General features: G+C 40.0%; 18 protein-coding genes. 15 read left to right on the forward strand and 3 right to left on the reverse strand.

Annotated features, from left to right (window positions below; genetic code table 11):
* Positions 1 to 64 precede the first annotated feature (64 nt).
* The 5 genes from CHU92_RS13945 (at position 65) to CHU92_RS13965 (ending at position 6,421) form a co-directional block, all read left to right on the forward strand.
* Positions 65 to 1,036: a GNAT family N-acetyltransferase gene (locus CHU92_RS13945; protein WP_094416607.1), complete on the forward strand. Its 972-nt coding sequence runs from the start codon at positions 65 to 67 to the stop codon at positions 1,034 to 1,036.
* 2 nt (positions 1,037 to 1,038) lie between these two features.
* Positions 1,039 to 2,520: an oligosaccharide flippase family protein gene (locus tag CHU92_RS13950; RefSeq protein WP_094416609.1), complete on the forward strand. Its 1,482-nt coding sequence runs from the start codon at positions 1,039 to 1,041 to the stop codon at positions 2,518 to 2,520.
* Positions 2,517 to 3,245 (forward strand): LbetaH domain-containing protein, encoded by a 729-nt coding sequence (locus tag CHU92_RS13955; protein ID WP_094416610.1) that lies wholly within the window; start codon positions 2,517 to 2,519, stop codon positions 3,243 to 3,245. Before CHU92_RS13950 ends, CHU92_RS13955 begins: the two co-directional genes overlap by 4 nt.
* Positions 3,246 to 3,360: 115 nt before the next feature.
* Entirely contained in the window at positions 3,361 to 4,380 is a 1,020-nt protein-coding gene (locus tag CHU92_RS13960) for a hypothetical protein (protein ID WP_094416612.1), read from the forward strand.
* 1 nt (position 4,381) lies between these two features.
* A complete protein-coding gene (locus CHU92_RS13965) occupies positions 4,382 to 6,421 on the forward strand; it encodes a S8 family serine peptidase (RefSeq protein WP_094416614.1) in 2,040 nt (679 codons plus the stop codon).
* Positions 6,422 to 6,447: 26 nt separating this feature from the next.
* Here the strand turns inward: CHU92_RS13965 and CHU92_RS13970 are convergent, their stop codons facing one another.
* Positions 6,448 to 7,587, reverse strand: a complete 1,140-nt coding sequence (locus CHU92_RS13970) for a glycosyltransferase family protein (protein WP_094416642.1) — start codon at positions 7,585 to 7,587, stop codon at positions 6,448 to 6,450.
* Between the two features lie 40 nt (positions 7,588 to 7,627).
* Here CHU92_RS13970 and CHU92_RS13975 point away from each other — a divergent pair, with 40 nt between their 5' ends.
* The 3 genes from CHU92_RS13975 to CHU92_RS13985 are packed head-to-tail and all read left to right on the forward strand — an operon-like array spanning position 7,628 to position 9,946.
* Positions 7,628 to 8,467 (forward strand): glycosyltransferase family 2 protein, encoded by an 840-nt coding sequence (locus CHU92_RS13975; protein ID WP_094416616.1) that lies wholly within the window; start codon positions 7,628 to 7,630, stop codon positions 8,465 to 8,467.
* Positions 8,445 to 8,867 carry a sugar 3,4-ketoisomerase gene (locus CHU92_RS13980; RefSeq protein ID WP_094416618.1) on the forward strand — a complete coding sequence of 141 codons (423 nt, stop codon included), beginning with the start codon at positions 8,445 to 8,447 and terminating at the stop codon, positions 8,865 to 8,867. The genes CHU92_RS13975 and CHU92_RS13980 overlap by 23 nt, the downstream gene beginning before the upstream one ends.
* Positions 8,864 to 9,946, forward strand: coding sequence for a glycosyltransferase family 4 protein (locus CHU92_RS13985; RefSeq protein WP_094416620.1), 1,083 nt, complete (start codon positions 8,864 to 8,866; stop codon positions 9,944 to 9,946). Before CHU92_RS13980 ends, CHU92_RS13985 begins: the two co-directional genes overlap by 4 nt.
* Here the strand turns inward: CHU92_RS13985 and CHU92_RS13990 are convergent.
* Positions 9,929 to 10,822, reverse strand: a complete 894-nt coding sequence (locus CHU92_RS13990; protein ID WP_094416622.1) for a glycosyltransferase family 2 protein — start codon at positions 10,820 to 10,822, stop codon at positions 9,929 to 9,931. The genes CHU92_RS13985 and CHU92_RS13990 overlap by 18 nt on opposite strands.
* Positions 10,823 to 10,838: 16 nt before the next feature.
* Entirely contained in the window at positions 10,839 to 11,522 is a 684-nt protein-coding gene (locus CHU92_RS13995; protein WP_094416624.1) for a cell division ATP-binding protein FtsE, read from the reverse strand.
* Between the two features lie 180 nt (positions 11,523 to 11,702).
* Here CHU92_RS13995 and guaA point away from each other — a divergent pair, with 180 nt between their 5' ends.
* From guaA to yidC, 7 genes are all read left to right on the forward strand, one after another.
* On the forward strand, positions 11,703 to 13,232 hold the full coding sequence (guaA, locus tag CHU92_RS14000; protein ID WP_094416626.1) for a glutamine-hydrolyzing GMP synthase: 1,530 nt from the start codon (positions 11,703 to 11,705) through the stop codon (positions 13,230 to 13,232).
* 163 nt (positions 13,233 to 13,395) lie between these two features.
* A complete protein-coding gene (locus CHU92_RS14005) occupies positions 13,396 to 14,475 on the forward strand; it encodes a LysM peptidoglycan-binding domain-containing protein (RefSeq protein ID WP_094416628.1) in 1,080 nt (359 codons plus the stop codon).
* A 105-nt stretch (positions 14,476 to 14,580) separates the two neighbouring features.
* On the forward strand, positions 14,581 to 16,497 hold the full coding sequence (locus CHU92_RS14010; protein WP_094416630.1) for a LysM peptidoglycan-binding domain-containing protein: 1,917 nt from the start codon (positions 14,581 to 14,583) through the stop codon (positions 16,495 to 16,497).
* Between the two features lie 2 nt (positions 16,498 to 16,499).
* Entirely contained in the window at positions 16,500 to 16,898 is a 399-nt protein-coding gene (locus tag CHU92_RS14015; protein WP_094416632.1) for an OsmC family protein, read from the forward strand.
* Between the two features lie 4 nt (positions 16,899 to 16,902).
* The gene (locus tag CHU92_RS14020; protein WP_094416634.1) at positions 16,903 to 17,133 is read left to right on the forward strand and encodes a DUF3820 family protein; all 231 of its coding nucleotides are present in this window, start codon (positions 16,903 to 16,905) and stop codon (positions 17,131 to 17,133) included.
* A gap of 148 nt (positions 17,134 to 17,281) precedes the next feature.
* Positions 17,282 to 18,895 carry a CTP synthase gene (locus CHU92_RS14025; protein WP_094416636.1) on the forward strand — a complete coding sequence of 538 codons (1,614 nt, stop codon included), beginning with the start codon at positions 17,282 to 17,284 and terminating at the stop codon, positions 18,893 to 18,895.
* Between the two features lie 67 nt (positions 18,896 to 18,962).
* Positions 18,963 to 20,861, forward strand: a complete 1,899-nt coding sequence (gene yidC, locus CHU92_RS14030; RefSeq protein WP_094416638.1) for a membrane protein insertase YidC — start codon at positions 18,963 to 18,965, stop codon at positions 20,859 to 20,861.
* Positions 20,862 to 20,978: the final 117 nt, after the last annotated feature.

The raw sequence follows: 20,978 nt of genomic DNA on the forward strand, positions 1-20,978 counted from the left end.
ATAGATGTAAAACGGCAAACTATATTATTTTTGTTACTTTTACTTCCTGTATCGGCAGCAATTAATGTATAGCATAGTTAAATACTCACCTGAATATTACAGCCAGTGGAATGCTTTTGTGGAAGCATCAAAAAACGGTACTTTCCTTTTTCACCGGGATTTTATGGAATATCATTCCGACCGGTTTGAAGATTTTTCCTTATTAATTTTTGAAGGTGCGAAACTCCTGGCCGTATTGCCCGCTAATAAAGTGGGTGATGAGGTGCATTCGCATGGCGGGCTTACTTATGGGGGGCTTGTTTATAATGATAAAGTTAAACTTGCACAAGTAATAAGGATATTACGGGCTTTACTAAAATATTTGCATGATGCAGGTTTTTTAAAGTTATATGTGAAGATCATACCTCCTATATACCATAAAATTCCCGCACAGGAAATTGACTATGCCTTGTTTGTTGCAGGCGCTGCTTTAATAAAAAAGGATAGCCTCAGCGTATATGACCCAACCACGGGAACTACATTTTCTAAAGACAGGAAACAATGCATAAACAGGGGAATAAAAAATAACCTTAAAATAGTAGAGGAGCCTGAGTTTGACTTGTTCTGGAATACTGTGCTTATACCAAACCTGAAGAATAAACATGGCGTAATGCCGGTACATTCGGCAGGTGAGATTACATTGCTACATTCAAGATTTCCCGAAAACATACGCCAGTTTAACCTTTATCATGAGGGCAAAATAGTAGCGGGTACAACAATTTTTGTAACTGATATGGTAGCACACCCGCAATATATATCAGGTAACGCTGATAAAAATAAACTCGGAAGCCTTGATTATCTGTATCACTATTTTATAACAGAAATCTTTAGAGATAAAAGATACTTTGATTTTGGGCCTTCGAACCTTGAACATGGTAAAAAGCTGAATGAAAATTTAGTATTTTGGAAAGAAAGTTTTGGAGCACGTACCGTAACCCAGGATTTTTATGAGGTAGAAACTAAAAATTATAAATTGCTGGATAAGGTGCTTTTTTAACAATGTCTGAAACTACTGCATATAGAAATATAATTAAATCAGGATCATTATTTGGCATGGTTCAAATTGCCAATATTGTAATTGCTCTAATACGTTCAAAGTGTCTTGCAATTTTCATTGGCCCAATGGGTTATGGTATTTTCGGCCTTCTTAATTCTACTATAGATATGGTAAGAATGGCAACTGGTTTTGGCATGGAAATAAGTAGTGTTAAACATATAGCAGAGATATCCAATGATTCACCCCGTATATTACAGGTTAAAGCCTCTGCGGTAATTAAGCTCGCCATTGCTACAGGAATTGCCGGGGCATTAACAGCAATTTTTTTTTCTAAATATTTAAGTATCTGGACTTTTAAAAATACAGGAATGACAGTCCCTATAATCTGTATTTCAGTTTCAATAATAATGCAGCAACTTACCTTTTCACATACCGCAATTATGCAGGGTATGAATAGGTTTAAGTATTTGGCTAAAACAAATTTGTATGGCAATATCGGCGGATTGTTGCTCACACTTCCATTATATTATTTCTTAGGTATTGATGCTATAGTTCCGGCTATTATAATTACAGCACTATTTAATTTATTAATTTCAGTTTTTTTTTATAAAAAATTAAACATTGCATATACAAGAATAAGTTTTAATGAAACATTAGCGCATGGGCGAGAAATATTGCATTTAGGATCTTTATTAGCATTAAGTAGCTTTCTGCCTGTATTTTCAAATTTTGTAATACAGATATTTATAAGCAACATGTCTTCAGTGAGTACAGTTGGTCTGTTTACAATCGGAATGGCTATGGTTAACTCTTATGTAGGGATTTTATTTACTGCTATGAGTGCAGAATATTTTCCACGTCTTGCCTCTATAAGCAAGGATAATTACTTAATAAATAAAGCGGTTAACCAGCAGGCAATAATTGCTATGCTGGCAATTATACCAATAATTATTTTTTTTCTTGGATACTCACCTCTGGTTGTAAAAGTTCTGCTCTCAGCAAAGTTTAACGAAGTAATTCCAATGCTTTCATGGGCAGTAGCAGCAATGTTTTTTAAAGCTGTTTCCTTTACAATGGGCTATGTGATTATTGCAAAAGGTGATTCTAAAGTTTTTATCAGAACAGCTGTTTTTTTCAACTCAGTTTATATCCTATTTTGTATTACAGGTTTTTATTACGGCTCCCTTGAAGGTTTAGGAATAGCTTTATTCATATACTATGCTTCTCATTTGATAATTATAGGCCTTATTAGCTGTTTAAGGTACAGGATTAGCTTTGGTAGTAATTTTGTTAAGGTGTTTATTTCAGGTTTTATGCTATGTTTACTTGGTATTGTTATTAGCAGAATGTATTTTGGAAGTGCTAAACATATAATTTTTTTAATTCTTTTACTTGTGTCAATTGTATATTCCTATAAAGAAATTGACAAACTAATATTTATAAAAAGCATGTTGAAGGATTTATTAAAAAAGAAAAACAAATGAGAACCCTTTACCATAAATTAAAATTTTACCGTAAAGTAAACTGGCTGAAAACTTTATATTTCAATTTTAAAAAATTTAATTTTTTAACAGCTTTGAAATTACCGGTTTTTTTTTACGGGCCTGTTAAGTTTCAAAACATAAACGGCAGGATTATAATCAATGCTCCATTAAAAAGAGGGATGATAGGCTTTGGCCAGCCGTACGAAAAAACTACTGTACATAAAGGTTATGCAGAATTAGCAATCGAGGGAACAATAATATTTAATGGGCATGTACAATTCGGGAAAGATTACTTTGTGTATGTGGCACCTGATGCTGTTGCTGAATTTGGGCATATGTCATCTATGGCATCATCGGGTAAGATAATATGTACCTATAAAGTTATTTTAGGAGATTATGCCCGTATTGGTTCTGAATCGCAAATATTGGATACGAACTTTCACACCATGATAAATACGCTGACTGGTGAGAAATATTCAATCAAAGGCCCTGTACATATAGGTAGCTTTAATTATATTGGAAACAGGGTTTCAATCATGAAAGATACTGTAACGCCTGATTATTGTTCTGTTGCATCAAATAGTGTATGTAATAAAAATTATGTTTCATTAGGACAAAACATTTTAATCGGTGGTGTACCCGCCGCTCTTCTTAAAAATAATATTTCACGTGATTGGGAAAGAGAGAAAGAGTTACTTCTTAAATGGCTGATAATTAAATTATGAGTTTTAAGTTATTTCATAGATATTTTGTTAATTTTTTCATAAAATATTACAAAAATAAGTTTAATATATTTCATTTTCAATAGTTTTGTGATATAAACCAATTAATCATTTTACTATGAAAAATTTATTTTCAGCAGGATTTTTTTTATTATTTCTGCAATTTTCAAATGCACAAACTACAATTTACACAGGTGATGGAACCCTTTCAGCGACAAGGACTGTAACAATGAATGGAAAACATCTGACGTTTAAACCTACAACGGGTTCTGTTTTTATTAATGGCTCAAATGGTAATGTAGGTATAAATACTTCTTCTCCTTCAGAAAAATTAGATGTTAATGGAAGTATAAGGGCGAGTAGCGCTAAATTATCAAATTCATTATCAAATGGACAGACCTTTACTTCTTGGGAGGATAGAAACTTGAAATGTCAGGTTTTAACAGGTGGAATGGTTATAGATGTGCCTTCACAAGCTCGATTACTAAATTTTTTTGATTTTCCTTCTTCAAACTATAATCCTACCCCAGAAGTTTTTTTTACAATAGCTGATAGAAGTGCAAAAAATAGGTTTGCATTTAATGCAGAGCAGGGTAGTGGTGGATATTTTAGATTATTTGATAAAAATCAGGAAATAAACTTTAGAGTTACAGATGATGGTAACAGTTCTGTTACTATTGATTTACCAAAAACAAACTCCAGAATTGTTGTTGGAGGTTGGGCTAATTATTTACCTGAGCATAAATTTGTAGTTAGAGGTAGTTCAATGATTGAAGGAAATGTTCTAACAGATTCAAACATCGGTATTGGTACATCATCTTTCACGGATGGTTCTGATAATTATAGATTATCTGTAAATGGAAATATAAGAGCGTATCGGGTAAAAGTTTATACAACTTGGGCAGATTATGTATTTGAAGATGACTATGAGTTACCCACACTTGAGGAAGTGGAACAACATATAAAAGAAAAAGGGCATTTAAAAGACATACCTTCAGCTAAAGAGGTTGAAGCAAAAGGTATTGAATTAGGTGAAATGAATAAGTTGCTGCTACAAAAGATTGAAGAACTAACTTTATATACTATAGAGCTTAATAAAGAGCTAAAAATATTAAAAGAGCAACTTAATAAAAAATAAAATGAAAAAGAGCTTATTAATTTTCTACAGCTTATTTTTCTTATCGGCATATAGTCAGAAACAGGAAAGGCCAATTTATTCGTTCTATGTCCACATAAATAGCTATTCTAATGCACCGAAATTTGAACAAGTAGGTAATAAGTTAATTTATAGTGGTACTAATTTAGAAGAAAAAGATTTTTTTTCTAAATATGAAATCCTGCAATTTGAGCAATCATTTCCAGCATCAAAACGTATAAATACCCTCAACGTATTTAGTGTCGTAAGCTATAATAGTAGTCTTCTTCAAGACATGAAAAAAAAGTTTGACAAATATTTAATATTTGAGGAAACTACGGGAAATAAAATCGAGTTATTAAATTCTTATCCAAACGATTATGGTTCCACAAGTCCTGTCATAAATTTAGGAGCAAACGCCAGTAGAAAAGATTTAGATTATATTAACGCGCCTAAAGCATGGGATATAACTACAGGGTCAAATCAAATAAAGATTGGGATTTCTGACAGTAATATTGACACTACAGACGTTGATTTGCAATTGAAAACACAAAGGTTATTTCCTTTAAGAAATATTTATACTAATCCTGCTTATTTTGATGTGAATAATACAGGTAGTTGGCATGGTACTTCTACAGCAAGTTTAGCTGCTGCCCAAGGAAATAATGGTGCAGGTACTGTAGGAGTTTGTTATGATTGTAGTATTGTTGCAAATTCTTATACATACTTTTATAATCATCAGGGCCAATCTTACAACATGCTTTTACAATTAGCACAATCAGGTGTTAAGGTTATTAATATGAGTTGGGCTATAATGTTGGTATCCGAGGGATATACAGCGGAACAATGGATTATTGATGAAATAACCGAAGATTATAATGTTGTAATGGTTGCTGGTGCTGGTAACAGAACTTCTTTTGCAACAACAAATTCTAATCATTCTGGGGCAGGAGGTGGGTATTATACAGGTATACAATATGGTTATCCGGCTAGTTATGATAAGGTAATTTCTGTATCTGGAATCAATCATACATATTCTCAAATGACGGATACAGGTGCTTATTGTTGTACATCTGATTGGTTTCCAAACTATGTCAATATTGAAGATTCAGTATCACCTGTGGTAGATGGTACAGATATCCAAAATCCTATAGGAGTCACACATAATGGCTATTACCAATCACCTACAAACACAAATGGTTTAGTGTGGATGCATACTCTTAATAAGCATGTTGATATTTTAGCTCCTAGTTACAAAATTTTTCAGGCGCCTTGGTATAGTCATAATCTTACAGAAGTTTATGGATCTGGAACCTCCTCTGCGGCTCCTCTTGTAACAGGTACAGTGGGCTTGATGGTTTCAGTTGATCAGTGTCTGAATTATAAAGAAGTTGAAGATATTTTACAGCTAACTACAAAAGATGTAGAACACATGCCTATAAATCAAAATTTTTACGGTATAGTTGGTGCGGGTAAACTTGAAACAGGTGATGCTGTTGAATTTGTCGCTGAAATGATAAGCCCTACAGGTAGTGCAGTAATAGATAATCATATTTTTTATAGGTTCAACTTCGAATTAAATAGGATTAATAATAGGCTGTCAATTCAAAATGTGGTATTTAAAGATAAATGCACTGCAGATTTCACCGCTCGGAATATTGTTGATGTTTTGCCAGGAAGTGATTTGGCACCAAATGCTGAGGGTTTTATTGATTTAAAAATTGATGCGAATCTTGATATTGGATGCAGCAATACCAGCAGAATTGCTGCCAGGGAAAAGGAGAAAGTAAGTAAGAATGTAAATGCAATAGCTGAAACAAAGCTTTTTCCGAATCCTAACAATGGAATATTCAATATAACTTTGGCTAATAAACATAATAGCGTAAATATCCAAGTTTTTGATATATCAGGGAAGCTAATTTATGAAAATAAAGCAACTGGCGCTTCATTTAGTATAAGCCTTCCGGGTATTGCACCAGGTATTTATCTGGTAAAATTGTCGTCAGATACTTATTCTGAGACAATAAAGTTTGTTAAAAAATAATTTAAAGCCGGTTTAAAACCGGCTTTTTATATTTGCCACGCCTCAAGATACTGCTGAGCTATAGCGATATAGTGATGTTCTTTTTCAATAAAAGCTCTTGCCCTTTGGCTTATGGCCACAATCTCCTCAGGATTATCAATAAGAGCGCCCAGATCATTGGCTATAGCCTGAGCATCAGGCACGGCATGTATGGCCACACGGTCATTTAAGCCATAATACGCCATAAATTCAGCGCCCGCACCGGTAAAAACCACTTTACCTGCCGCCATGGCCTCCAGTGCGTTATATCCCTGGTCCAATCCATAAGTATAATCCAGCAGTATATGCGCTTCTTCATAAAGTTTTTTATACCGGGCGTAGGGCGTATTTTCAGCAATAATGACCTTTACCTTATCAGGGTACTTTTCCTTTACAATTTCCAGCGCTTCTTCAAAATAAGGAATGCCTTTTTTGATATAGCTCAGCCTGTTAATGCCAAGGAATATTACTATTTTGCCCCGTTGTGAAACCGCAGTGGCACGTATCTTTTCTGTATTTATGGGGTTAGGGATGTGTGTTACCTCGTACCCCATGCGTTCCATAGGGATTTTATAGTCAAGGTCAGAGGTAACCAATACTGAAGCGTTTGCCTTGACATAATCAAACAGCCTCCTGTAATTCCTTTTGGTGTACTTGAGCGGGTACTTGTAGGTGTTTTTTAATGTAGGATTTTCAAAAAAGGGGGTAAGAATATTGGGCTGCAGCTCATTTTTAAGCAGGTAATCAATAACAGGGGTTTCATCACCGCATACCAGCAGGCTCATTTTTTTATTTTGCCGCAGCAGTTTTTGGTACAGCCATTTTTCAAAGCGGGGATGGGTTTCCAGCGCATCAGAATTGATTAACTGTACATGGTCAAATCCTTTTAACTTTGGCAGCAGAAAGTAAAACCGCAATCCTTTTTCTGTTTTTTCAAGGTCAATGCCTGTAAGCAGGTAAAAAGCGTTTTTACACTTGCGGGGCAGGAGGTATTTGGTAAAAAACAGCGGAGCTATGGAATAATCCACATCATAGTTCTTGAAGTTGTCGCCGGTAGCTACTATGACGGCCTCATGACCCAGGGCCTGCAGCCCTTCCTTCAGTGAATTGTGCAGCCTGCTGTATTCGCCCACTAAAAGTATTTTCATCCTTTGCCAGAAATAGTATATTTGCGTAAATATATGATAATTGGCCGAAATTTTTAAAAAATCTGATATCGAGGTACTGGTTGCTACCATGCACCGCACTACACTCGATTTTTTAAAGCCGATGTTCCCCTTTGCGGAAGTATATGATTTTTCTATACTTATCATAAACCAAACCACGCCCGATAAACTCCTCAAAGCTGATAACCCGCAAATAAGGGTAGTCAACTCTTTTGAAAAAGGCCTCTCGAGGAGCCGTAACCTTGCCCTGCAACACGCAAAAGGCAAAATTTTGCTCATTGCAGATGATGATATAGTATATTGTGATGACTTCACAGAGACAGTGTCCGGTGCTTTTTCTGAATATCCTGGCGCCACGCTTATTACTTTCAGGACATTAAACGGGCAGGGGAAGTTGTTTAAAAAATATACAAAGATGGGGTATTCCGCAATTTCTACTTTTCAAAAACTGGGCATTATGTCTGTAGAAATGGCGCTAAACCATCAAAAGGCTAAAATGGCCGGGCTGCGGTTTGATACCCGGTTTGGCTTAGGGACTGATTATCCGTTAGGTGAAGAAGCTGTTTTTGTGCATCAGTTGCAGCAAAAAAAACACCAACTAGTGATGTTCCCGGGTGTCATAAATATCCATCCGGATAATGCCGGGTCTGAAACTATGGACGTTATAAAAAAATATTTTACCTTAGGAGCAGTGTATTCTGCTATTTTTGGCAAACGATATTTTTATTGGATATTTATAAAGCTTTTTTTTGACTGTAAACAACAAAAAATCACACTCTCTCAAGTTTATAACCTTTGGAAGCATGCTACACGCGGCCACAAAAACTTTTCTTCTGTAAATGGAAAACACGACAATACATGATGTCCGCATTATTGAACTGCCCCGTATTAACGACAGGCGTGGAAATTTATCAGTCATAGAGGGCAGCACAATCCCTTTTCAAATTAATAGGGTTTATTACCTTTACGATATTCCCAGCAACGCACGGCGCGGGGGTCATGCACACATAGCCCAGCAGGAGCTCCTGGTGGCATTGAGCGGCAGTTTTGACGTTGTAGTAAATGATGGTTTACAAAAACATACATATACCCTCAACAATCCCGGAAAGGGGCTTTTGATTGTGCAGGGAATATGGCGCGAACTGAAACATTTTTCTGCCGGTGCAGTATGCCTGGTAGTGTCGTCTGATATTTTTTCGGAAAATGATTATATACGAAATATCAAAGACTTTAGAGAATATAAAAGAAATTCCGGAGAGTGAAACTTCTGTATATTACGACAACAATAAATGGGGCAGGAGGCTTGCAGCGTGTCCTTGTGGACAAAGCTAATACATTTGCCTCCATGGGGTATGAGGTTGCTGTCCTGTGTACAAACCCTTCTTCCGAACCTTCCCTTTACCCGCTTTTGCCGCAGGTAGGCCTTGCCATTATCCGACCCAAAAAAGGATTAAATTATTTTTTTTCATATAAAAAACTACTTTTAAAGCACATAAAAGCTTTCCGGCCCGACATCCTGATTATGTGCGACAATGGAATCAAAAGTTTCCTGCTGCCTTATTTTACCCCACGCAGGTATAAACTCGTTTACGAAATGCATGGTTCCAAAAATATCTGGCTGGCTTTCATCAGGCCTTATTTTCTTCGGGCCATGCTCTACAGGTTCATGGATGTCTCTGTGTCCAGGTATGACCGCTTGGTGGTTTTATCGCCATCTGCCCGGAAAGAATGGAATTGCAGCAATGCGGACATTATTCCTAATTATCTGTGGTTTAATGAGACAGGCAAAAGTTCACTCATGGCAAAAAAAGCCATAGCCGTAGGCAGGCATGTACCCGAAAAAGGATATGACAGGCTATTACTTGCCTGGAAAAGCGTTACCGAAAAATATCCGGAATGGGTTTTGGAAATTTACGGAGAAGAAAATCCCGATTATGACCTGAGGGAAATGGCAAACCGGCTTGGGATCAGCAATCATGTAGTTTTTCATGAGCCGCGGCCTGATATCCATAAGGCATACATTACTGCTTCGGTGTGCCTTGTAGCTTCTTACTCAGAGGGTTTTGGGATGGTATTGCTCGAAGCAATGGCCTGCGGCGTCCCTTGTGTAGCATTTGACTGCCCTGTGGGCCCGGCTGATATAATAGTTGACAGGCAAAACGGGTTACTCGTACCTGAGGGCAACCTTGAATTATATATAAAAGCTGTTCTGGAAATAATAGAAAATGAAAACCTGCGGCATTACCTTGGCTCTAAAGCGTCGGAAATAAAAGATAGGTATAGCAAAGCCGCTAGCGTGGCACGTTGGAATAAACTTTTTACTTCATTGGCTGGCCGGTAAACTGCACATATAGCCTATCCGGTAGAAATCAAACAGTTTCAGCGACGGATGGCTGCCCAGAAGATTTTTTAGCATCGCTTTCCGGGTTGCAACGAATATAAATGAAACGGTAGCAGCCAGCCCTGCTTTCCTGAGACGGGCATATAACCTCCCCATGCCTACATAATCATCGGGCAATAAACCTTCCTGTAGTAAAAATTTAAGTCCGGCAATTGCTTCTTCAGATTTTCTAATGAACTGTATGCTGTTATCAAGCCCTAAGTGATATACGTTATTATCAATATGCTCTACTGGTAAGCCTGCCACCATTAAATCGTAAGAAAATAAAGTGTCCTCATGCCTTACATTGGGTATATTTTCATTGAACCTTACTTTCTCAAAAACATCTTTATGTGCAAGAAAATTAAGGGTCAGTAGCCTCAGGTAAGGCCGTTGCTGCCTTTCCTCTGCTTCTAGGGCTTCGCGCCGGTTACCATATACCCACCTTAGCAGTTGCATGGTTTCGGGTTTGTTTTCTTTATATTTTATGCCTCCGTAAACCACTTTAACATGGTTATCCATGTGCGGCAGGTAATTCTTTATCAGGTTTTCATCAACAGGCAGCGTATCGGCATCCAGGAAAAGCATCCACGTGTAGTTAGCTTTCGATGCCAGCAAGTTGCGTATGGCGCTCCTGCCAATATTGGCGCTTAAAGCGCTGAAGCTGCACCTGTGGAGATAATTTATTTTATCATTTTCAGCATTTAAGGCAGATCCGGAGCCATCATCAATGACAATAATTTCAAATGCAATATTACTGCCCGCACATTGCTTTTGTATTGCCGCTGCTAAGGGATAAACATTAAAATTATAAGTAGGTATAAGTACGGACAGCATTTATTCAGGCTCAGGCTTACACGGTTCGCTGCACTACTTCAAATAAAGTACCGTCTTCAACCTTCAATGTTTTAGAAGGGAATTTCATCAGCAGGGCATAATCATGGGTTGCCATAATTATAGTTTTGCCGTTCTGGTTTATCTCGCGCAGCAGCTGCATTACCTCAACGCTGGTTTGCGGGTCCAGGTTACCGGTAGGCTCGTCAGCCAGTATAACTTCAGGATCATTAAGCAGGGCGCGTGCTACCGCCACCCTTTGCTGCTCACCACCCGAAAGCTGGTGCGGCATTTTGTTGGAGCTGTTATTGACGCCAACCTTGCCCAGCACTTCATGTATTTTTTCGAGCATATCCTTTTGGTCTTTCCAGCCCGTGGCTTTCAGCACAAAAAGGAGATTGTCAGTTATGCTCCGGTCAGGCAGGAGCTTAAAATCCTGGAAAACAATACCTATTTTTCTGCGTAGATAAGGTATATCCCTGTCTTTAAGCCGCGCCAGGTCATATTCAACAAATATGCCTTCACCTTCGCGCAGTTTAAGGTCAGCATAAAGCGTTTTCATGAAGCTGCTCTTCCCGGAACCCGTTTTTCCAATGATATACAAAAATTCGCCATGGTTCACCTCAAGGTTCACTTCTTTTAATATAGCGGTATTATCCTGGTATATTGTAACGTTCCTGAGCGAAAGTACTGGATTGGGCATGTTTGTCTACATTTATTTGGTAAAAGTAATAAGATAACGCCGCTATTCAAAATTTTGTATAAAAATGTCGCTCGAGTATGCCTATTTTTATGTTTATCTCAAATTCGCCTATTTCCAGATTAAATCCAAAAACTGGTAATCCAGTAATCGGAAAATCGTTTTTTTCATTTATTTTTGCCCATGCAACACAACGTACTTATTTTAGACTTTGGCTCGCAATATACACAACTCGTTGCGAGAAGGGTTCGCGAGTTAAACATCTTCTGCGAAATTTTCCCTTACAACAACCCGCCGGCTGATTTATCATCTTATAAAGCGGTAATACTTTCAGGCAGCCCGTTCTCGGTACGTGCCGAAGATGCCCCGCATCCTGACCTGTCCCAAATCCGCGGTAAGCTCCCTTTGCTGGCTGTTTGTTACGGTGCACAGTACCTGGCCCATTTTAACGGGGGCGAGGTGGCGCCAAGCAACATTCGCGAATATGGCCGTGCCAACCTGGCCTATATTAAAGAGGGTGAGCCTTTTTTTGAGGGCGTGAACTTAAACAGCCAGGTGTGGATGAGCCACAGCGACACGATTAAAAAACTGCCCGATGGTGCTGTAAGGCTGGCCAGTACTAAAGATGTGGAGAATGCTGCCTACAAAATTGAAGGCGAAATTACCTATGCGATACAATACCACCCGGAAGTATACCATTCTAGTGATGGTAAGCAAATGCTGGAAAATTTTTTAGTTAAAATAGCCCAGGTACCCCAAAACTTTACCCCAAATTCTTTTGTTGAAGATATTGTAGAAGAACTAAGGGTAAGACTGGGCAACGATAAAGTGGTGCTGGGCCTTTCGGGCGGGGTAGACTCCACCGTAGCAGCAGTATTACTTAACAGGGCTATAGGCAGCAACCTGTATTGCATTTTTGTAAACAATGGCCTGCTAAGGAAAGATGAATTCCAAAACGTGCTTCACCAGTATAAAGACATGGGATTGAATGTAAAAGGTGTTGATGCATCTGACCGTTTCCTCTCACAGCTTGCAGGGATTGATGACCCCGAAACGAAGCGTAAAACTATTGGACGTGTATTCATAGAAGTATTCGACGATGAAGCACACCAGATCACCGATGTAAAGTGGCTGGCACAGGGTACTATATATCCTGATGTAATCGAATCGGTTTCTGTAAAAGGGCCTTCAGCCACTATCAAATCACACCATAATGTGGGAGGATTGCCTGATTTTATGAAGCTGCAGGTGGTAGAGCCGCTGCGTATGCTTTTTAAAGACGAAGTACGCAGGGTAGGGGCAACACTGGGGATTGACCCTGAACTTTTAGGCCGTCACCCCTTCCCGGGACCAGGGCTTTCCATAAGGATATTAGGGGATATTACACCTGAAAAGGTAAGGATATTGCAGGAAGTTGACCATATATTTATACAAGGGCTTAAAGACCATGGGCTGTATGACAAAGTGTGGCAGGCGGGGGCAATACTCCTGCCTGTTAATAGTGTAGGGGTAATGGGCGATGAGCGTACGTACGAAAAAGTGGTAGCCCTGAGGGCGGTAGAAAGCACTGACGGCATGACGGCCGACTGGGTACACCTCCCCTATGATTTCCTTATGAAAATATCAAATGAAATAATTAATAAAGTAAAAGGAGTAAACAGGGTTGTATATGATATTAGTTCCAAACCGCCCGCAACAATAGAATGGGAATAATATTGTTAAAATGGGTTGTGGCTTTTTGTCGCTGTAAAGCAGTTTTTTCTGCATGTTATCGATTTATATAGCCATTTGGTCGAAAATATTTACAGGTTATGGCTACATTTTTGTAGCTTTAACCCAAGAAATTTAAGGGCTAATCACATCTACAACTATACAAATGAAAGCAAAACTGATACTCGTAAGTTCTCTTCTGGTTGCGAATTTTGCTATGGCTGCTCCGTTTCAGCTCCCACAGCAAAATTCTGAAAAAGAGACATCCGAACAGACAGCAATTCACCATGTTGCCCTTGGGGAAACCATGGTTATCATTGCCAAAAAGTATATGGTGCTTCCACAGGACATTTATGAACTAAACCCTGATGCGGTAAACGGCATTAGCCAGGGTATGATGCTCCGGATTCCGGTTGGTAAAAAGGTTAAGGTGCAGGCTGAAGAAAAGAATCTTGATTATCAGGTTGTAGATGCTGCAACCATTCTGAAAGATAAGCAGAAAAAGCAACAGGAAGATGTTGCATACATATCAGAAGGAGCCAAAATAAGGCAGGCTTACTCACCAAAAACTCAGTCGCCGGTTGCGGAATCAAAGCCTGAAAATGTAAACCATGAAGTGAAACCGGGCGAAACGCTTAGTGGCCTTGCCAAAAAGTATAATACTACTATTGCAGAAATTACGTCTGCTAACAGCAAAATGCTAAAAAGAGGGCTTCAGGCAGGGCAGGTACTTGTGATTCCCGCAACCCACGGGGAAGGTCCTTCTGCCGTGCCACAGGTACATGTTCTTGCCTCCCAAAAATCTGAAGTCGCAGAAATGCCGGTAACAGATAATCCTGAAACACATTATGTTAAGCCGGGTGAAACCCTGCATAGCCTTGCCAGAAAATATGGCCTCACAGTTGCCGAAATTACCGCGGCTAATGAAAAACTCCTTAAAAGAGGTTTACAGGCAGGCCAAACTTTAGTAATACCCGGTGGCAATAAAACAGCTGAAACGGAAACCGTATTGAAACCTGAGCCGGTTATTGTTACAAATTATGCATCTTATTCTGATGAGCCGGTTGGCACAACAGAGCATAAAGTAGTAAGTGGGGAGACCCTTATTGGCTTAGCAAAGAAATATAATACTACAGTTGATGCTATAACTACCGCAAACCAAAAACTCCTGAAGAAAGGCCTTCAGGCAGGACAGACCTTAAAAATACCGGTTCCGGTTGTAATCGCCGATAATGTTAAGGAATAATAATCTGTCGAACTGTTTTTAACGTTTCCACCATTATAAAAAATTGTATTAAGTCGTTACAAAAACTACCTTTGTAACGGCTTAATTTTTTTTAATACATTACAAATGAAATACAGGGTGATTATAATACTGTTGGCAGTCTTTTTTTCTTGGTCAGCACCTGCGCAGGATTATATAAAGCATAAAGTAGCAAAAAAAGAAACAGTTGCTGATATAGCAAGGAAATATAAAGTTACCCCTTTTGATATTTACCGGTTAAATCCGGACTCTAAAAACGGTATTAAAGAGAACAGCATATTGCTTGTGCCCAAAAAAGTTTTGCCTCAGCAACCTGAATCAGTCCCAGAAAAAACAACAAAAATAGCTAATACAAGGCATAAGGTCGGCCCTGGTGAAACACTTTATAGCATTGCAAAGAAGTATAATGTGTCTTTTGATGATATAAAAAAAGCAAACCAGGATGCCGGCGACGCGCTTAAAGTTGGGCAGGAAGTTATAATCCCTGTCAAAGGCAGTCCGGTAGCGGCACAGGTAAAGGAAGCCAGAAAAGCAGAGGCCAAAACACCTCCACCCTCATATTTTTATCATACCGTTGCACCGGGCGAAACAAAATATTCCATAGCAAAGCAGTATGGCATGACGCTCCAGCTGCTCGAAGCCCTAAACCCTGATGTAAAAGATACCCTGCCTGTAGGTTACAGGCTTAAGCTCGATAAAAATTCTGTATTGGTTAAGGAAACGCAGCCAGCTGTACCGGTACCACCCGCTCCGCCTGCATCACAAAAAACTTATTTGGACTACCAGGTACAGCCTAAAGAAACACTTTACAGCCTTTCAAAAAGGGCTAACCTTACCGAGGAAGAACTTATAGCGCTTAACCCGGAAATGAAGGAAGGCCTCCGGGAAGGGATGGTGATAAAGATGCCTGTTGGGTCGGGTGCAGGTGCACCGGGTGCTAAAACGGTAGCCGATCTTTCTAAAGACTTAAAAAAATCTGCACCAAAAGAAATTGCGCTCTTGCTGCCTTTTAACCTGCCTAAGTCAGAGTCCGATACAACCAGGATATCCCGCCTTAAAAGTGAAAAATTCCTGAACATGACACTTGATTTCTACGCTGGTGCACTCATGGCTATTGATTCAGCCAGGACACTTGGTGTACCCGTAAAAGTTAAAATTTATGATTCAAAAGAAACCCGTACTTCGTCTGATGTGGCTTCACTGAAGAGTAGCCTGTCAACTACCGATGCCGTCATAGGCCCATTTTTCCAGGGAAATGTAGAGTCGGCTGCGGCTGCTCTGGGCAACATACCCGTAATTTCACCACTGTCAAAAGAAAGTGGCAAAGCCTATGGTAACCTCTACCAGTCAGTACCTTCTGAGGAAAGTGTTAAAGTGGCTATGCTTGATTACTTGCGCAGTAAAAATGCCAATATTATTGCTATTGTCGATTCTAAGAAGCTAAGTTCAAGACAACTGATTAAAAGGCATAGCCCTGAAGTTAAATTTCTGGAGGGCGCAGTTACTGATGCGACACTAAAAGCAATGTTAGATGCGGACAGGCCAAACTATTTAATCATGGAGACAGAGAATGTTACCATGATTTTAAATACAACCAAAGTACTCGAGAATGTGTCCACAGGCTATACTGTGCAGCTGGCAGTACTTGAAAAAACCGATGCCCTTGAAAATACAGAAGTGCCCGTTTCCAGGTTAGCAGGCCTGAAGATGCTATACCCTTCAGTAACCAACGATGGCGAAACTCCTGAAATGGCTTTATTCAGTAAGGTTTTCAGGCAGAAAAACGGCATTGCGCCTAACCAGTTTGCCACCCGTGGATTTGATGTAACTTTTGACGTTATCATGAGGGTATTCCAGGAGGAAGGCTTTGCCGCTGCAACATCAAAAGCAACAGAGTATGTGGAAAATAAATTTTCTTACGAAACTTCAGAAACAGGCAATTATAATACTGCGGTTTACATCATGCAGTACAATCCTGACCTTACCATAACACAGGCAAAATAAACATGACATCTAAAGTAACCTACCTCGGCGGCCTTCGCACCTCATCAATACATTTACAGTCAGGGAGCGAAATAATTTCTGATGCGCCTTTAGACAATAACGGCAAAGGAGAAGCTTTCTCACCTACTGATATGGTAGCTAATGCCCTTGCAGGCTGCATGATGACCGTAATGGGTATAAAAGCGGCAGGCATAGGCGTGGCGATGGAGGGTTCCGTTGCCGAGGTTACCAAGATAATGCAGGCCGAACCCCGAAAGATTTCGCGTATAGAAGTGATTTTTCACATGAAGGGTAATGCCGATGAAAAAGCACGTACCATACTGGAAAGGACTGCGCTTACCTGCCCTGTTTACCTGAGCCTGCACCCGGATATTGAAAAGCAGGTAGTTTTTAACTGGTAGGCTTTTGGACCCTCAAAAACAACATCTTATAAAACTGGCCCATACTAAAATGCCTTTCGGCAGGTATGAAGGTCGCTACCTCATTGACCTGCCTGAGTATTATATTGTATGGTACAAGTCTAAAGGTTTACCTAAAGGGCAGCTGGGGCAAATGCTTGGGCTGGTGTATGAACTCAAACTGAATGGGCTTGAAGAGCTGGTGCGGAATATCAAGCGGCAGTATCCTAAGCCATAGTTAATTTGAAAATTTGAAAATTTTAAATGATTAAGTACAGTTGTACAATTTTAAAATTTTCAAATCTTCAAATTGTCTAATCCCCAATTAAATTACTTATTTTTGCCTCGTTTTTTACAACAGCAACAACACAACACACAACAACACAATGAATCAGACAAAGTATATTTTTGTTACGGGAGGCGTAAGCTCATCTTTAGGGAAGGGCATTATTGCGGCTTCTTTAGCAAAATTATTGCAGGCGCGAGGCTACAGGACCACCATCCAGAAGTTTGACCCTTATATAAATGTTGACCCGGGAACACTAAATCCCTATGAGCACGGGGAATGTTATGTAACTGATGATGGCGCTGAAACCGACCTTGACCTTGGCCACTATGAGCGTTTCCTTAATGTGCCTACAAGCCAGGCCAATAATGTTACTACAGGTAGGGTGTATCTTTCGGTAATAGAGAAAGAGCGCAGGGGCGAGTTTTTAGGTAAAACCGTGCAGGTGGTGCCCCATATCACCAACGAGATTAAGGAGCGCATGCAGCTTTTAGGGAATTCAGGAGATTATGATATTGTAATTACCGAAATAGGGGGTACCGTAGGTGATATTGAATCATTGCCTTATATAGAATCAGTACGGCAACTGGTATGGGAGCTTGGTGAAAATAACGGTATTGTAGTACACCTTACGCTGGTGCCTTACCTGGCGGCGGCAGGTGAGCTGAAAACAAAGCCGACACAGCACTCAGTAAAAACGCTTATGGAAAGCGGTATCAAGGCTGATATACTGGTGTGCAGGACTGAGCATGAGTTGTCGCAGGACCTGAGGCAGAAACTGGCTCTTTTTTGCAATGTAAAAAGGGAGGCGGTTATCCAGTCCATAGACGCTTCAACAATATATGATGTGCCTAATCTTATGCTTGAGGAAGGTCTGGACAGGGTGGCGCTGAAAAAACTGGACCTGCCGGAAAAAAACACCCCTGACCTCAGCCAGTGGAATGAGTTCCTGTTCAGGCTGAAGAACCCGAAGCATACCGTTAATATTGGGCTTGTGGGTAAATATGTGGAGCTTCAGGATTCCTATAAGTCAATACTGGAAGCTTTTATACATGCAGGTTCAGCCAACGAAACAAAAGTGAATGTTATCAGCATACATTCTGAATATATTGACAGTGATAATGCGCATGAAAAACTGGCTGACCTTGACGGTATCCTTGTGGCGCCGGGGTTTGGCGGGCGTGGCATAGAAGGAAAAATTGAAACTGTGCGTTATGCCCGTGAAAACAATATTCCCTTCTTCGGTATTTGCCTGGGCATGCAGATGGCAGTTATAGAATACAGCCGTAATGTGCTGGGCTGGGAAGAGGCTAATTCAACAGAAATGAACGACAGCACGCCGCATCCTGTCATCAACATAATGGAGGAGCAGAAGGATATTATTGATAAAGGCGGCACTATGCGCCTGGGGGCATGGAAATGTACCCTTAAGGAAGGTTCGCTTGCCCGTAAAATATACGGTGAAGCTGAAATATTGGAGCGCCACCGCCACCGTTACGAATATAACAGCGCCTATGGCGTAGAACTTGAAAACGCAGGCCTTAGGGCATCAGGTATTAATCCGGAAACGGGCCTTGTAGAAATTGTGGAGCTTGAAAACCATCCTTTTTTTATAGGGGTGCAATACCACCCTGAATATAAAAGTACCGTGGCCAGCCCACACCCGCTTTTTGTAAGTTTTGTAAGGGCCGCCGTAAACAGGAAAAGTAGTTAAGCCGGCTCAACAGCCCGGGCTTGTAAGATAACAGGGGATACATCCCTTTTGTGAAATAAATAAATAAATGGAAGAAAAAAAATTAGACTTAAAGTCGCTAATCGGGTTTGCATTAATATTCCTGTTGCTGCTGTGGATGATTTATAACAACACAGCCAGCAATGAAGCGGAATTAAAAGAAAAAGCCAAAAAAGAACAAATAGAAAAAGCCAGGCAGAAACAAATACCTGAGCAGCAAACGGCCATACAGCCAAAAGATAGTGCCGTAACCGATTCACTCAGGCTGCAGCAGCTTAAAAACTCGCTTGGTGCATTTGCATACAGTGCCTCACTGCCTTCCGCAAAAGCAGGTGTTACTGAGCTGAAAAACGACATACTTACGCTCCGCATTGCCAACAAAGGCGGTTATATTGCCGAAGCCAACATAAACGGCTTTGAGCAGTTCAGCAAAGGTTCAAAGCAAAGGGTTGAGCTTATTAAGGACAATAATGCTGATTTCAACCTGCAGTTCAAAACAAAAGACAACCGTATCCTTAATACGAGGGATATGGATTTTGAGCCTGTACTTACAAAAGAAGGCAATAACCAGGTGCTTACTATGCGGCTCAAAGCAGGCGAAAACCAGTTCCTGGAGTACCGCTATGTAATGAAACCGAATGATTACATGCTCGATTTTTCTGTGCGTTCACAAGGTTTGTCCCAGGTGCTTGACGTATCAAAGCCTATGGAACTGGAGTGGATGCTAAAGGCTTACAGGAACGAGAAAAGTGTTTCTTATGAAAACCGCTATACCGAACTGGTATTTGAGTATGAAGACGGAAAGGATAATTACCTTGGGCAGGGCAAAAATGAGGCTGATAAAGCTGATGCCGTAACGTATGTAGCGTTCAAGCAGCACTTTTTTACCGCTATACTTTTAACCGATACACCTTTTAAAACGGCTGATTTCACTTCAGAAAATCTTGTGAAGGATGAAAAGACCGATACTACTTTTACCAAAAAGTTCACGGCTAAAATGCCGCTTGAATTTAAAGGTGGTGAGGTAGCCTATAATATGAACTGGTATTATGGCCCTGCCGATTATAAGATACTGAATCAGTATGATAAGAACCTGGATGAGGTAATGCCACTCGGCTGGGGGATTTTCGGGTGGATAAACCGTTATGTTTTTATCCCGGTATTTACACTGATTAGTTCCTTTATTCCTTACGGTATTGCCATTATCATATTTACCATACTGGTAAGGCTGGTAATGTCGCCGGTTACTTATAAGTCATACGTATCGCAGGCAAAAATGAAAGTGCTCCGCCCGGAGATCAATGAAATTGCTGAGAAGTACAAAAAGGACCCTATGAAGAAGCAGCAGGAAACCATGAAGCTGTATAATAGCGCAGGGGTAAACCCTATGGCAGGCTGTTTGCCGGCCCTGATGCAGATACCTGTGTTTTATGCACTATTCCAGTTCTTCCCTTCATTCTTTGACCTGAGGCAAAAGAGTTTCCTTTGGGCTGATGACCTTTCATCTTATGACTCAATCGTGCATCTGCCGTTCTATATACCATTCTACGGCAACCACGTAAGTTTGTTCCCAATCCTTGCTTCTGTGGCTATCTTCTTTTACATGAAAATGACTACCGGCGACCAGGCGATGTCCGCACCGCCACAGGAAGGTATGCCTGATATGAGCAAAGTAATGAAGATAATGATATACGTGTCACCAATAATGATGCTTATCTTCTTTAACAACTATGCTTCGGGGCTATCGCTTTACTACTTCATATCAAACCTTATTACTATAGGTATTATGATAGTGATCAAAAAATATATAGTAAACGAGGATAAGATACATGCACAGCTGCAGGCTAACAAGGCCAAGCCAAAAACACAGGGCCGTTTCCAGCGCAAAATGCAGGAAATGATGGAGCAGGCCCAGGAACAGCAAAAGGCACGCCAGAACAAAAAATAGATATAAGCATCCTTCGGGATGCTTTTTTGTGGCAGCATTTGTGTAATGTTTGCTTTGGCAATAAATTTGTACGCCATGTTCAAGTTATAAGTGCAACAGGCCAAGTAGATTTTAGTT

The organism is Flavobacterium cyanobacteriorum (assembly GCF_002251835.1).
Taxonomy (GTDB): domain Bacteria; phylum Bacteroidota; class Bacteroidia; order Flavobacteriales; family Flavobacteriaceae; genus Flavobacterium; species Flavobacterium cyanobacteriorum.

Bases quoted from the DNA above. Each gene is read 5' to 3' on its own strand.
- CHU92_RS13945 (WP_094416607.1), top strand. From the start codon at position 65: ATGTATAGCATAGTTAAATACTCACCTGAATATTACAGCCAGTGGAAT.
- CHU92_RS13950 (WP_094416609.1), top strand. From the start codon at position 1,039: ATGTCTGAAACTACTGCATATAGAAATATAATTAAATCAGGATCATTA.
- CHU92_RS13955 (WP_094416610.1), top strand. From the start codon at position 2,517: ATGAGAACCCTTTACCATAAATTAAAATTTTACCGTAAAGTAAACTGG.
- CHU92_RS13960 (WP_094416612.1), top strand. From the start codon at position 3,361: ATGAAAAATTTATTTTCAGCAGGATTTTTTTTATTATTTCTGCAATTT.
- CHU92_RS13965 (WP_094416614.1), top strand. From the start codon at position 4,382: ATGAAAAAGAGCTTATTAATTTTCTACAGCTTATTTTTCTTATCGGCA.
- CHU92_RS13970 (WP_094416642.1), bottom strand. From the start codon at position 7,587: ATGAAAATACTTTTAGTGGGCGAATACAGCAGGCTGCACAATTCACTG.
- CHU92_RS13980 (WP_094416618.1), top strand. From the start codon at position 8,445: ATGGAAAACACGACAATACATGATGTCCGCATTATTGAACTGCCCCGT.
- CHU92_RS13990 (WP_094416622.1), bottom strand. From the start codon at position 10,822: ATGCTGTCCGTACTTATACCTACTTATAATTTTAATGTTTATCCCTTA.
- CHU92_RS13995 (WP_094416624.1), bottom strand. From the start codon at position 11,522: ATGCCCAATCCAGTACTTTCGCTCAGGAACGTTACAATATACCAGGAT.
- guaA (WP_094416626.1), top strand. From the start codon at position 11,703: ATGCAACACAACGTACTTATTTTAGACTTTGGCTCGCAATATACACAA.
- CHU92_RS14005 (WP_094416628.1), top strand. From the start codon at position 13,396: ATGAAAGCAAAACTGATACTCGTAAGTTCTCTTCTGGTTGCGAATTTT.
- CHU92_RS14010 (WP_094416630.1), top strand. From the start codon at position 14,581: ATGAAATACAGGGTGATTATAATACTGTTGGCAGTCTTTTTTTCTTGG.
- CHU92_RS14015 (WP_094416632.1), top strand. From the start codon at position 16,500: ATGACATCTAAAGTAACCTACCTCGGCGGCCTTCGCACCTCATCAATA.
- CHU92_RS14025 (WP_094416636.1), top strand. From the start codon at position 17,282: ATGAATCAGACAAAGTATATTTTTGTTACGGGAGGCGTAAGCTCATCT.
- yidC (WP_094416638.1), top strand. From the start codon at position 18,963: ATGGAAGAAAAAAAATTAGACTTAAAGTCGCTAATCGGGTTTGCATTA.